This is a genomic window from Pedobacter sp. Leaf176 (genome assembly GCF_001424305.1).
Classification (GTDB): domain Bacteria; phylum Bacteroidota; class Bacteroidia; order Sphingobacteriales; family Sphingobacteriaceae; genus Pedobacter.
The window spans coordinates 605,775-619,729 of record NZ_LMPD01000001.1; the positions used below are offsets into that span (position 1 = coordinate 605,775).

At 40.9% G+C, this 13,955-nt stretch carries 13 protein-coding genes; all 13 read right to left on the reverse strand.

All coding sequences use genetic code 11. The features are described 5' to 3' along the window. On the reverse strand, positions 1 to 1,005 hold the full coding sequence (locus tag ASF92_RS02705; protein ID WP_056089100.1) for an aldo/keto reductase: 1,005 nt from the start codon (positions 1,003 to 1,005) through the stop codon (positions 1 to 3). A gap of 275 nt (positions 1,006 to 1,280) precedes the next feature. After that, positions 1,281 to 1,982: a sulfite exporter TauE/SafE family protein gene (locus ASF92_RS02710; RefSeq protein ID WP_056087419.1), complete on the reverse strand. Its 702-nt coding sequence runs from the start codon at positions 1,980 to 1,982 to the stop codon at positions 1,281 to 1,283. Next, on the reverse strand, positions 1,979 to 2,416 hold the full coding sequence (locus ASF92_RS02715) for a FixH family protein (RefSeq protein WP_082489430.1): 438 nt from the start codon (positions 2,414 to 2,416) through the stop codon (positions 1,979 to 1,981). Before ASF92_RS02715 ends, ASF92_RS02710 begins: the two co-directional genes overlap by 4 nt. 44 nt (positions 2,417 to 2,460) lie before the next feature. Beyond that, the gene (gene ccoG / locus ASF92_RS02720) at positions 2,461 to 3,825 is read right to left on the reverse strand and encodes a cytochrome c oxidase accessory protein CcoG (RefSeq protein ID WP_056087424.1); all 1,365 of its coding nucleotides are present in this window, start codon (positions 3,823 to 3,825) and stop codon (positions 2,461 to 2,463) included. Then, positions 3,809 to 4,777 (reverse strand): cbb3-type cytochrome c oxidase N-terminal domain-containing protein, encoded by a 969-nt coding sequence (locus ASF92_RS02725; RefSeq protein ID WP_231729724.1) that lies wholly within the window; start codon positions 4,775 to 4,777, stop codon positions 3,809 to 3,811. Before ASF92_RS02725 ends, ccoG begins: the two co-directional genes overlap by 17 nt. After that, positions 4,764 to 4,946, reverse strand: coding sequence for a hypothetical protein (locus tag ASF92_RS02730; protein WP_056087427.1), 183 nt, complete (start codon positions 4,944 to 4,946; stop codon positions 4,764 to 4,766). Before ASF92_RS02730 ends, ASF92_RS02725 begins: the two co-directional genes overlap by 14 nt. 4 nt (positions 4,947 to 4,950) lie before the next feature. After that, on the reverse strand, positions 4,951 to 7,092 hold the full coding sequence (gene ccoN, locus ASF92_RS02735; protein ID WP_056087430.1) for a cytochrome-c oxidase, cbb3-type subunit I: 2,142 nt from the start codon (positions 7,090 to 7,092) through the stop codon (positions 4,951 to 4,953). A gap of 73 nt (positions 7,093 to 7,165) precedes the next feature. Further along, entirely contained in the window at positions 7,166 to 7,345 is a 180-nt protein-coding gene (gene ccoS, locus ASF92_RS02740; protein ID WP_056087432.1) for a cbb3-type cytochrome oxidase assembly protein CcoS, read from the reverse strand. Beyond that, positions 7,342 to 9,729, reverse strand: coding sequence for a heavy metal translocating P-type ATPase metal-binding domain-containing protein (locus tag ASF92_RS02745; protein ID WP_056089105.1), 2,388 nt, complete (start codon positions 9,727 to 9,729; stop codon positions 7,342 to 7,344). Before ASF92_RS02745 ends, ccoS begins: the two co-directional genes overlap by 4 nt. 10 nt (positions 9,730 to 9,739) lie before the next feature. Then, positions 9,740 to 11,086: an oxygen-independent coproporphyrinogen III oxidase gene (gene hemN, locus ASF92_RS02750; RefSeq protein WP_056087435.1), complete on the reverse strand. Its 1,347-nt coding sequence runs from the start codon at positions 11,084 to 11,086 to the stop codon at positions 9,740 to 9,742. Continuing rightward, positions 11,086 to 11,514 carry a hypothetical protein gene (locus ASF92_RS02755; protein WP_056087439.1) on the reverse strand — a complete coding sequence of 143 codons (429 nt, stop codon included), beginning with the start codon at positions 11,512 to 11,514 and terminating at the stop codon, positions 11,086 to 11,088. Before ASF92_RS02755 ends, hemN begins: the two co-directional genes overlap by 1 nt. A gap of 177 nt (positions 11,515 to 11,691) precedes the next feature. Beyond that, a complete protein-coding gene (locus tag ASF92_RS02760; protein WP_056087443.1) occupies positions 11,692 to 12,723 on the reverse strand; it encodes a response regulator in 1,032 nt (343 codons plus the stop codon). A gap of 12 nt (positions 12,724 to 12,735) precedes the next feature. Then, on the reverse strand, positions 12,736 to 13,929 hold the full coding sequence (locus ASF92_RS02765; protein WP_056087446.1) for a PAS domain-containing sensor histidine kinase: 1,194 nt from the start codon (positions 13,927 to 13,929) through the stop codon (positions 12,736 to 12,738). Positions 13,930 to 13,955: the final 26 nt, after the last annotated feature.

Below are 13,955 nucleotides of genomic sequence, written 5' to 3' on the forward strand. Positions count from 1 at the left end.
TTAATCAATTAAGCTCATACTGAACTCATCATAAGGTGCACCGGTATCCGTACCTAAGGGCACGATGCTATCCAGTTGTGACAAATCCGACTCTGTTAATACAATGGTAGCTGCGGCAATGTTTTGCTCCAGGTACTTCCGGCGTTTCGTGCCCGGGATCGGTAGAATGCCTTTGCTCACGATCCAGGCCAATGCCAGTTGCGAAGAAGTAACCTGCTTTGCTTCAGCCATTGCCTCAATGGCTTGCACCAACTCAATATTCTTATCAAACTGTGCGCCCTGAAAGCGTGGGATAGCCCTGCGGAAATCGTTCTCAGGCAGGTCATCGATGCTTTTGATTTGTCCGGATAAGAAGCCACGGCCCAATGGTGAGTAAGCGACAAATCCAATGCCTAGTTCTTTCAGAGTAGCCAGAACGCCACGTTCTTCCACCCTGCGCTCGAATAAGGAATACTCGCTTTGTACGGCAGTAATAGGATGCACGGCGTGTGCGCGTTTAACCGTTTCAGACGAAACTTCCGACAAGCCGATGTAGCCTACCTTGCCTTCCTGCACCAGTTCAGCCATCGCCTCAACGGTTTCCTCGATTGGCGTATTTTTATCGAGGCGGTGCAGGTAATACAAATCAATGTAATCCGTGTTCAGGTTTTTAAGCGAACGTTCCAAAGATTTTTTTACATATTCTTTTTTGCCATTAATGGCCCAGGTTACCTTATTGTTGTCATCGATTTCCCATCCAAACTTGGTTGCGAGCATGTACTGATCACGTTTGCCACTGATGGCTTTAGCGATTAACTGTTCGTTTTTCAACGGTCCGTACAAATCGGCCGTATCTAACAAATTGCCACCCAACTCAAGCGAACGGTGAATTGTTGCGATGGCTTCCTGCTCATCTGCGGGGCCATACATGTGTCCCTCTTCAAAACCTGTCATGCCCATACAGCCCAGACCGATTACTGGTACAACCAAACCCTGGTTGCCCAATGCCATTTGTTTTATTTCCATGATCCAAAGGTCGGTAAGTGGAATCGTCTGCATGTATGCAAAGCCCTGAAGCTTGTAAGCAAATCAAGGAATGTTTTTTAAGTGTCTGTAAAAATAAAAGCCGTGGTTCATGTCCTCACGAACCAATATTATACTTTCGATTCGTGAGGACACCAACCGAGGCGTTGGGGAAGAAAAAATGTTTCCCGCAGATTACACAGATGAAGTACCTAAAATCCGAAGCCATGGTTCGTGTCCGCACGAACCATATTGTAGCCGGGTCAACAAGGTTATAGTCAGCGGCATTGTGAAGCCTGTCCAAATGAACCGGTCATTTTCGGTGATAAAAAAGGGATTCCGAGATCAGCGGAACGAAGGATAAATAAAATCCCGATGAACAACATAAACCATGGAATTAATTGCTGCGTATTGAAGCGGATGTATTTTTTGAGGTAAATTCCGCCCATGGAAATCATCATCATTAAAGGTGTGGTGCCCAAACCAAAGAGTAGCATAAACATGCCTCCGGAATTCACATTTCCCGTGTTCAATGCCGTAGCTAGAGCCAAATAAACCATTCCGCAGGGAATTAGGCCATTTAGCATGCCGGCAAATAAGCCCCAAAGTTTAAGTTTAAAAACTTTGGGCATCAGTTTACTAATTGGATTTAACAGTTTATTCTGAATTTTTGAAAACCGATGCTGGTAAATTGTGCTGAACTGTAAAACAGTAAATACAACTAATACAATTCCAATTGTTAAGCTAAGTGTTTTTTGATTGCTAAAAATTTTGATGCTGCTTCCCAATGCGCCAACGCCTATACCTAACAGGGTATAAACCAATATTCTCCCGAACTGGTAAAGTAAAAGCTGTAAGGAGGATTGCAGGAAACTCTTTTTTTGAAATGGCATTCCGAGCATAATTGGTCCGCACATTACGGCGCAATGCAGGCTTCCAAACAAGCCCATCAAAAATGCCAGTGGAAAAAAGTTTATCACAAGGTGATGTTATTTTTGTACAAATAATCTTTGTTTGCAGCATGCCATGTTAAACTGATGAACCATACGCCCTTTGCTAGTTTAGCCTTATCAACCAGGATTATATTTGAATCGCCAGTTGTTTTGCCGTTCAGTTTAAAATCATCTTTACTGTCAGACGCACGCATCAGAACGAGCTGATAAGTAGCAGAATCCTTTAACTGAATAAGGAGTTGTTTTGGCGTATTTGTTATTTTGGGCTTTGCATTATCATCAGCAACATTTTGTTTTGCATTGTATTCTGTATTGTAATCAATGCCTTTTTCGTAATAGTTTTCTTCGATTAAAGCATCCCGCCCGTGTACGTGGAAAATATAAATCACCATCCCGATGATGAATAACATAAAAGTTATCATGCCTAAAATTATTTTTGTTCCCCAGTTCATACTATTCATTCAGTCAATCATTCTTTAATTCTATCATTCAATAATTCAATCCTTCATTCGGGTTGTGCAAAAAAGCTTGTGGTTGCCCTGCTCAAAACTTTTCCATCGGAAATAACTTCAAAAACCACATCAGTTTTGTATTTCTTTATCGAATTATTTTTCCGGATGAGGAAGAAGGTTAAATGCGCCGAACCTTCTTTTGGAAGCACATCAGCCTTTTGAATAAAATCGATTTCATCTTCATCGCTTTGCGGTTTAAACCTGAACTTTATGGTTTTATTGGTTTTGTTGGTCAATTCCGCATTGTATAGATTACTTGTTTTATTGGTGCCTTTTGGCTGGTATAATGTTCCGCTTGCCCGCAAAACGGTTGTCTGGATGACTTCGCGTTTATAAATTAATGATGAAAATACCATTAAAACTACAACGAGCACGGCAGCATAGGCATAAGGTTTTAATCCGATTTTGTAAGGTTTCCGTGTGGTTATAAAATCCTGGTTATAGAATCCAATCAGATTTTTTGGCTTACCGATTTTCAACATGACATCATTGCAGGCATCAATGCAGGCTGTACAATTAACACATTCCAGTTGCGTACCTTTTCTGATGTCGATTCCTGTTGGGCAGACCTGAACACACAAATTGCAGTCTACACAATCGCCGGTTTGTGGAACCTCGTTTTGTCTTTGAATTTTCCCGCGGGGTTCTCCTCTTGTAAAATCATATGCGACAACCAGGCTCTGATTATCTAGCAAAACACCTTGCAGACGTCCGTAAGGGCAAATTACTGTGCAAACCACTTCACGTACATAGGCAAACACCATGTAAAAAATGAAGGTAAATAACCAGATGGATGCAAAACCCGAAACATGTAAACGAATCGGTTCGGTCATGATTCTGATTAACACATCAGACCCAATTATATAGGCCAGAAAAGTGTTTGCAATTGCAAAGGAAATGATCAGGAAAATAAGGTGTTTTATGCCTTTTTTGAAAATCTTCTTCCTGTTCCAGGGCTCTGCATCAAGCTTTTTTTGCTTGTTTGCATCACCCTCAATCCAATATTCTATTTTTCGGAAAACCATTTCCATAAAAATGGTTTGCGGGCAAAGCCAGCCACACCACAGCCGGCCAAAGACCACCGTGAAGCTTACAATGAAGACAATGAAAATCAGCATCGCAAGTGCAAACAGAAAGAAATCCTGGGGTGTAAATATCAGCCCGATGAAGACGAATTTTCGTTCCAGAAAATTAAGCAGAACCAACTGTTCGCCATTAAATTTTAAAAAGGGAAAAGAAAACAGTACGACCAGCAATACAAAACTTACCCATTTACGGTAGTTATATAACCTGCCCGAGGGTTTTTTCGGGTAGAGAAAATCCCTACCCTTACTTTTTTGCTTATTTAGTTGAAGCATCGGTTTCGTTCACACTATCCTTAACACTTTTCATCTCACTATCTTTGAGGTCTTTCTCCTCATATTTTTCACCCTGTGGTGCTTTTGCGCCCGCCGGGTTGGAGCCATGAAGCGATAAAATATAATTTGATACGGCGCTAATTTGTTTAGGCGTGAGGTTTTTCTCCCAGCTAATCATTCCTTTTTCCGGAACGCCGTATTTTATGGTTTTGAAAACATTATTGATGCCACCACCATGAAGCCAGAAATCATCTGTTAAATTCGGACCAATAATACCTTGTCCTTTATCGCCGTGACAAACCACGCAATTACCTGTAAAAATCCCTTTTCCTTCTTCGAGTGTTACTGGGGTATTATCTTTAAGCACAGAGTTTTCATCAATTGTATTCGCCGATTTTTCGAGGTAGGCGGCTTTTTCTTCTTGTGCTTTTGCCATCTCCTGCTCGTATTCCGTATCCTGTAAATCGCCATAACCGCCAATATGGTAGTAAAAGAGGTAGCCGGCTGCAAAGAACATGGTGCCGAAGAAAAGGATATTAAACCAGGTGGGGATGGGATTATTGAGTTCTTTTATACCGTCGTAAGCATGTTCAATTTCTAGATCCTTTTCTTGTTCAATTGGTTTTAAACTCAGGATTTTTTCCCAAAGTGATAAGCCGGTTTTCTTTGATTTTAGCCAGGCATCGTAATCCATTACCGCATCTTTTTCAGGGGCAGCATAGGGCGTTGGAGCAAGTTGTTCTTTATACATCACCTTAAATGCATTGAGCAGGGTAACCGAAACAAAAAGTAATACAAGCACAAAAAGCAACATAATTACGATTAACAATTCCGATTGGCTTAAACCTAAGCCCGGCTCGCCATGGATGGCCGGGGCGGCAGCTCTATCTTCAGCAGCAAATCCACTCAACGATAAAAGCAATAAAACAATAAGGGTATTAATCTTCTTCATATGCTTCGGGCTGATTTTCCTGAATTGGAAGTGAACTCATAATTTCGATGTGCTTTTTATTGAGCTTTAGCAGGTAAACGCCTACAATTACAAAAAACACCATAAATAGAAGCAGTGAACTAATGAGGTACAATTCTCCTCCTGCTAAGTTTTTTATCTGATTAAACATCGTCTTATTGATTTGAAGGAATGGTTTCTTTGTTGGCTTTTATATCAGTTCCCAACCGTTGCAGGTAGGCGATGATGGCTACGATTTCCCGATCACTTTTAACTTTAATGTTGTTCTGGCTTAAGTCTGAGGCAATTTTGTCTGCCTGCACTTTTAAATCTTCGTTTGCTTTGCTATCGTAACCTTCGGGATAGGGAACGCCTAAGGATTGCATCGCCCTAATTTTAGCTTGTGTGGTCGAGATATCAAGTTTTTGCTCCGCTAACCAGGGGTAAGGCGGCATGATACTACCCGGCGACATAGAAGTTGGGTCGAGCAAATGATTGAAATGCCAGGCATCAGAATATTTACCGCCAATCCGATGTAAATCAGGCCCTGTTCTTTTACTTCCCCATAAAAACGGATGGTCGTACACAAATTCTCCTGCTTTGCTGTATTCGCCGTAACGTTCCGTTTCTGAGCGGAATGGACGAACGGTTTGCGAGTGGCAGTTTACGCAACCTTCTCTAATGTATAAATCCCTGCCCTGAAGTTCCAATGCGGAATATGGCTTTACACTTGCAATGGTTGGCACATTCGATTGAATGGTAAATGTTGGCATCATCTCTACCATCCCGCCAATTAAAATTATGATAAGTGAAAACACCATAAACTTCATCGGCTTGCGCTCTAACACACGGTGCCATGCTTTGTCAGCCGGAGAATCGTCAACGATGACTTTCTCCAAAGCCATAGCTTCCGCAGGTTCGTTGGCAACGAGTTTTGAACCCAGCATTGTTTTTGCAAGGTTATACGTCATAACGATAACACCCGTAAGGTAGAAAGCGCCGCCTATCGAACGTAAAACATGCATAGGGATGATCTGCAGGGTAGTCGCAAGGAAGTTTGGGTATTTCAGCAATCCTTCCGGTGTAAATTCTTTCCACATCAGGCCTTGCGTAAATCCGGCCCAGTACATTGGTACAGCGTAGAATAAAATACCTAAAGTACCTATCCAGAAGTGAAAACCAGCCAGTTTTTTAGAGTAAAGCTGTGTTTTGTAAATCCTTGGAATTAACCAGTACATCACGCCGAAAGTTAGAAATCCGTTCCAGCCAAGTGCGCCTACATGTACGTGTGCCACAATCCAATCGGTAAAATGTGCCACTCCATTTATTTGTTTAAGCGATAGCATCGGACCTTCGAAAGTAGCCATACCATAAGCAGTTAGTGCAACAACCATAAACTTAAGTGTTACATCATCTCTTACTTTATCCCAGGCACCACGTAAGGTTAACAAACCGTTTATCATACCGCCCCAGCTTGGTGCAATAAGCATAATGGAGAAAGCTACGCCTAGTGATTGTGCCCAGCCGGGTAATGAGGTGTATAGCAAATGGTGCGGGCCAGCCCAGATGTAAATAAAAATTAGCGACCAGAAATGGAGAATACTTAATTTATAAGAATACACCGGTCGACCAGCCATTTTAGGAAGGAAATAGTACATCATCCCGAGGTAGGGTGTAGTCAGGAAAAAAGCAACCGCATTATGTCCATACCACCATTGTACAAGTGCATCCTGAACACCGGCATACACGTAGTAGCTTTTCATAAATGAAATTGGAAGTTCGAACGAATTAACAATATGCAGAACAGCAATGGTAACAAACGTTGCAATGTAAAACCAGATGGCAACATATAAGTGTCGCTCCCGCCTTGTGAAAATGGTACCAAACATGTTTACGCCAAAAACAACCCAGATTATGGTTATGGCGATATCTATAGGCCATTCGAGTTCAGCATATTCATGTGAAGTTGTAAAACCCAGGGGCAGAGTAATAACGGCGGATACAATAATCAATTGCCAGCCCCAGAAATGGATTTTGCTTAAAATGTCGCTGAACATCCTGGCTTTTAAAAGGCGTTGTAAAGAATAATAAACACCCATAAAAATGGCGTTGCCCACAAAAGCAAAAATCACAGCATTGGTATGCAAAGGTCTTATTCTGCCAAAAGTGGTGTATTGGTTGCCCATATTCATGGCGGGCTTAAAGAGTTGCATTGCTGCGAGTAAGCCAACGGTCATGCCGATGATGCCCCATACCAGCGTGGCGATTCCAAAATTCCGAACAATTTTGTTATCGTAAGTAAATTTTTCTAACTGCATAATCTAATGGAAAGTTTTGTTCGTTTGATGAACCAAAGGTATTGTGAGGTGTACGGTCAAATGATGACGGTGCTTAGTTAGAAAAGTGATCTTCTTCACTATTTTCCCTTTCCGGTTCATCATCAAAAAGCATCCGTACGCCGGGCGTGTACACATCATCATGCTGACCGGTTTTGGAAGCCCAGAAAAATGCAGCAAGGAATATAAGTGCCATTAGGATACTGCAGCAAATTAAGAAATAGAGGATGTTCATTTTAATTTGCGTTTACGGGCGAAATAGCCGGTGGTGAAAGTGGTAAAACAAATGATGGTAATGGTACTTGCCGGCATGAGCACCGCAGCGATAAGCGGATATAAAGTGCCTTGAACCGCAAAGTAAATCCCCACACAATTATATGCCACAGCAATTGCAAAACTTATCTTTATAATCTTTAACCCATCTTTACTTAACTGAATAAAGGCAGGTAGAAGACTTAGCGAAGTTCCTTTTAAAATCGCATCGCAGCCTGGCGTAAAGCTGTTTATGTTATCGGTTATCGCGATGCCGAAGTTGCTTTGTTTCAAAGCACCCGCATCATTTAAACCGTCTCCAAGCATCATTACCTGCGCTTTATTTTGCTGTAATGCTAAAATCGCACTGAGCTTTTCGTGAGGACTTTGTTTAAATTTAAGCTTTGCATCAGCAGGAAAAATGGTTTTCAGAAAGGGTTCATCTTTATTGGTATCGCCTGACAAAAGTTGTAGTTGGAAACTTTTCTTTAATCCTGATATCAGGTTATTTAAGTCTGGCCGCCACTGTTGCTTTACAGAGAAAACGCCCATATACTGCCCATCAATTACGATATGAATCCCAGGGGAACCGGACTGATTTACCTGCTTACGCAATAACGAAAGATTGCCCGCATAAACGGCTAGACCATTGATTGTACCACTTAATCCTTTGCCTGGTATTTCAATAAAGTCCTGAACGGTATAAAATTGATCTGGATTTAATTTTTGCAGAATATGCCTGCTCATGGGGTGCGTAGAGTTTCGCATTAAGGAACTCAGCACCATTTTCTCTTGATAGGTGAGCGAACCTTTAAAACTTATTTCAGCAGTATCGCTGCTGGTTAGGGTTCCGGTTTTATCGAAAATAATGGTATCACATTTAGCCAGCGCTTCAACAGCATCTGTATTTTTAATATAAAAGCCCTTCTTATCGAAAACGGATAAAATAGCGCTCAAAGTAAAAGGTGTACTTAATGCCAAAACACATGGACAGGCCACAATAATCACCGCTGTAAATGCCGACCAGGCTTTATGCTGATCACCGGTAAAAGCCCAATAACTGGCTGATGTAAAAGCAGTAATAAAAACAGCCAGACTGAAATATTTAGCCACGCTATCGTTAAAGGTTTCTTTGGATTTATCTGACTTATAATTCTCATTATTCCAAAGTCCGGTTAAATAACTTTGCGATACAGGTTTAATCACTTCAAGTTCAATTGCTTCGCCGGCCTGCCTGCCGCCTGCGTAAATTATTTCGCCCAACACCTTATGCACCGGTTCAGATTCGCCGGTAACAAAACTCATATCCATCCTGGCATCGCCTTTCATTAAAATCGCATCGGCGGGAACAAGTTCTCCGTTTCGAATCCACAAACGGTCGCCGATTTTTACTTCATTAAGGGCTACAGGTTTTTCTTTTCCTTCGATAATCACAGTAACCGCAATTGGGAAATAAGAACGGTAATCTCTGTCAAAGGAAATATGATGATACGTCCGTTGCCTGAGCCACTTTCCCATTAAAAGTAGAAATATTAGACCTGTAAGTGTATCAGCAAAGCCTGGTCCGGTTTTAAAAATAACTTCGAAAGCCGTTCTGAAAAAAAGTACGGCAATGATTAATGCTAAGGGGGTATCGAGATTAATGTGTTTATGTTTTAGACTCGTTATTGCCGAAACAAAATAATCGCGGCCACAATAAAAAGCGGCAGGAATAGCAAAGGCCAGGTTAAGCCACCCGAATAAATCCTGAAATTGTTTTTCGAAGCCTGATAAACCAAAATACTCGGGAAAGCTGAATAGCATTACATTCCCCATCAGGAAACCCGCAACAGCAATTTTTACAATCAATGATTTATTGTTGACATTTTGGTTTTCTTTAACGACATCCTGGAGACTGATTAAGGGCTCGTAACCAATATGAATAAGCGTTTCTACCAGTTGCCTCAACGAAATCTCTTCGTGGTTAAAATTTATGGTAACCTGTTTTTTTAGGAAATCAATTCTCGAACTGAAAATCGCTGTATTTATTTTATACAAATGTTCCAGCAACCAGATGCATGAACTACAATGAATCGCAGGAACGTAAAATGTAATGATGCTTGATGAACCTTGCCTGTAATCGATAAGTTGTGATATAATTGCTTCTTCATCAAGATACTCCAGGTGGCTTTCGCTGTTAAAGCGCTGACCAGGATTATCATTATAAGCGTAATAATTACAAAGATTATTTTCTGAGAGTATTTTATAAACGCCTTTACAACCCGCACAACAAAAATCCTTATCATCGAGCTGATATTTTAGCTTTGGCAAACCTTCTCCACAATGAAAGCAAACTGACTTTATAGCTGTGTTCTTTTGATTTTCCATTTGGTTGCGTTTAAATTGCCGAACTGAATACTTGTGTTTCCGGTTTCTTAAGCCATAATTTTTCATCGAAAGCCATGCAAATATTTCTGATAAACGATTTGCCTTGTATGGTTGCACGAATAGAATTATCGGCTAACGAAATCAGGTTATCATCAAGTAAAGGCGTTAATCTTCGCTTTATCTGCTCTGGAATCTGACTGCCAAAATCGGTTTCGCCGTGGCACATCATATCCAGGATATGCTTTCTGGTTTTTAAGTCTTCCTGTGATAAAATATGACCTTTTTCCACAGACAAGGATTGCGTTTCAATTTTTTCCAGATAAGCTTCAACAGTTTTAGGGTTTTGAGCGAAGGCACTCCAGCTATCGCTGATTGAAGAAACACCCAGGCCAATAAGTAAATGCGTATGCTGATGGGTGTAACCCATAAAATTTCTGTGCAGCTTATTAGCCTGACTCGCCAGAAACAGGCTATCGGTTTTCAGGGCGAAGTGATCCATACCGACATCTTCATATCCTGCGTTAATCAGTAGCTCTTTGCCGGTGTTGTAAAGTGAAAATTTAGCATCGCCTGCAGGCAAATCTTTTTCTGTGTAATGGCGCTGACCCGGTTTAAGCCATGGAACATGCGCATAGCTATAAAAAGCAATGCGATCTGGTTTCATCGCGATAACTTCCTTAACAGTTTCAATCAAACCTTCCGTAGTTTGCCGAGGTAAACCATAAATTAAATCGAAATTAACAGAATCGTATCCGGTATTTCTTGCTGCCGTTGTTACCTGAAAAACTTGTTCAGGGGTTTGAATGCGGTTTATCATCAGCTGCACAATCGGGTCGAAATCCTGAACGCCGAGGCTCAGCCTGCGGAAACCTAAATCATAAAGTGTTTTTAAGTGTTCGTTACTTGTATTTGCCGGATGCGCTTCGAAAGATAATTCCGCATCGCAAGACAGTTCGGCTTTACTGAGAATGCCTTTTATAAGTAAATCCAGGTGTTCCGCACTGAAAAAGGTTGGCGTTCCGCCGCCTAAATGTAGTTCTTTTATTTTAGGTTTATCGCCTAAAATGTTTACATACATCGCCCATTCTTTCAATACCGAATTTATGTACGGCATTTCTACATTATGGTTTTTTGTTATGCGTGTATTGCAGCCACAATACGTACATAAGCGCTCGCAAAATGGCAGGTGAATGTATAAGCTGATGCCTTCCCCGGAATAATCTGCATAAGTATTCTGCACAGCATTTCTCCATTTGCTTGCGTTGAAATTTTCGTTATCCCAGTAAGGTACTGTCGGGTAGCTGGTGTACCTGGGTGCGGCTACATTATATTTTTTGAGCAATGCTGGTATTTCCATTATTTAAGAACTTTAGCGACGCCACAGTTATTCTGACAACAGCAGGCTTTTCCCACACATTTGCCTGCAGCCCATTGGTCGAGGTTTTTTATGACCTGCTGCATGCGTAATTCCGGATTCCGGGCGATTTCAGTCAGTGGAACGTTGGCGATTTTCATTCCTGCGGCTCCTGCTGCATTTAAATCAAGGTGGTCGGTTTCGAAAGATGAGGTGGCAATGTATTTAATTCCGAGCGATTGAAGTCCGGTAATAATTTCAGCGGTTAATACATCATTATTAAATACAAGCAAAGCCTCTTTGCCCGTTGCAAAAGACAGCGTATCAGCTGTTAAGCTATTGGCGATTATGGTTATCTCGTGTTTTTTATAGTTGGCGAGCGCCAACCATTCTTTTTCGTCGGGCTTAATGTTATAGGCTATTACTTTCATCAGCTTAAATGTTTCTGTGTGATGAAGCAGTCATGATTTGGTTTATTATCCAATCTGATTTTGAAAATCATGACAGTTTCATATGCATATTTTATATACACAAAACTAAAGCCTTGAAGGGCGGGTAATGATGAGGTTACTTAGAAAAAAAATTGATCATCATCACAAAAGAGTGTTTTACTGTTTAACATTCCGGAGTTTTTCCAGGGAAAGAATATTTATGGCGTTCCCGCTTTTATCGATCAGCTTTTCTTCCTTAAAATCGGCAAGCATTCTGCTCACGGTTTCACTGGCTGTTCCAACTAAAGCGGCAAGGTCATCTCTGGATATTTTAATTGTGCAGCCATCACTTTCATTTAAACCAAATTTTGTGGCGACCTGCAGCAAAGCTTCGGCAACACGTTTTCTTACGGACGAATAAGCAAGCTGCAACATCTGTTGCCCCTTATCGCGAACATTTCCGGACAACAGATCGATAAATTTTTTTGAAACGGCCTGGTGCGATAAAAGGTATTGCATAAAATCGCTCTTAGGAATTTGAATAATTTCACTGTCAATTAAAGTTGCGGCGCTTTCTGAGTAAGGTTCGGCGCTACAAAGGCTTTCATATCCAAAAAATTCCCCGTCGTTATAAAGCGAAGAAGAAAGTTCACGTCCATCTTTAAATCTTTTATACGTTTTTACCTGACCTTTGTTTATGTAGTAAAGATAAACTGGCTCGTCTCCTTCTACATAAATGATCTGTTTTCGCTCTATTTGTTTAGTCTTCCCTTTCTGCTGGAGTTCTTCTAAAACTGCATCAAGATTACCTGTTGAAGCCCCAAAACCGGCTGCTGAAGTTTTCTTTTTAAATCTGCTTTCGATGGCCTTAAAAAGTTCAATGTCATCAAAGGGTTTGGTTAAGTAATCATCTGCGCCCATTTCCATACCTTTTCGCATATCGGCCCGTTCTGTTTTCGCGGTAATAAAGATGAAAGGAATTGAGGCTGTTTTAGGGTTTTTATTTAAGAGGTAAAGTACGCCATAACCGTCAAGTTCAGGCATCATGATATCGCATAGAATAATATCGGGCACATGCAACGATGCCATTTCAACACCAGCTTTTCCGTGTTTCGCGCTAAAAGTTTCGTAGCCTGCAAGCTCCAGAACCTCGGCCGTGCCTTCCCGGATATCATCGTTATCTTCAATAATTAATACCTTCCTGTTCATGGTTATTGGCTGTTATTGGTTATTAAAATCAAAGCTTAAGGTAAATGTTGTACCATTGTTCAGTTCGCTTTTACAGAGAACGGTTCCACCCATTAAGCCAACGTATCGTTTAACAATATTTAAACCCAGGCCTGTACCCGGAATATCGCCCGTGTTATGCGCCCTGAAAAATGGTTCGAAGAGGTTATTCTGATCGGTATCCGGGATGCCAATTCCATTATCTTTTACCTCCAGTACCAATTTATCATGGGTTATAATTGTATTAAACTGAATAAGTGTATCTTCTCCGGAGTATTTAACGGCATTAGAAATGAGGTTAATAATACAATTTCTCAATAAATTCGGGTCGATAAAAACCTGTGCGGTGATGCCTGTATGCTCGTAAATAATGCGTTGATTTTGCTTGGTCATCAATTGCATTTCTTCGGCAATTTCTTCAGCAAAGCTGATAATGTTAAAAGACTGTGCAGCTGCTTCTACTTTTCCGGCTTCAAGTTTTTCAAGTGACAGGAAATCGTTCAGTATAGTTGTCAGGTTATTAATTGAATTCTTGATTTTCGAGGTATGCTTTTCCACATTCGGAACATCATGCTTCACAGTATATTTATCAATCAGGGATGCAGACAACTGGATGGAGCTCAAAGGCGTTCTGAATTCATGCGAAGCCATGGAGACAAACCTGGTTTTTAGCTGGTTCAGTTCTTTCTCCTTTTGAAACAATGCCCGCATGTTTTCTTTCGCCATTTCAAGCTCTGAAACCAGTTTAACTAAATCGCGGGTACGTTCTTTAATTTTGACCTCCAGCTTTTCGGTATAGCTTTTAATTTGTTCTTCATTGGCTTTTTCCTTGCTTAAATCGTGAATAAAACCGGTGTATATTTTCCTGTCGCTAAACTTTATTTCGCTAACGCCTAATCTAAAAGGAAAGACGGAACCATCTTTGCGTTGACCATGAACTTCCCGGCCAATACCGATAATGTGCTTCTTTCCTGTTGTATGGTAATTATGGATATAGCCATCGTGTTGTGCCTTATCTGGCTGAGGCATTAAAACCGAAACATTTTTACCAACCAATTCTGCTCTCGAATAGCCAAAAAGTTCTAATGCTGCGGGATTGAGGTGCTCGATAATGCCTTTGTCATCAATGGTTATTATGCCATCAATTGCGTTTTCTATAATTGCATCTAAAAATTTAGACCTGTCCATTAGTTATGAGATGTGATTTGTAAATA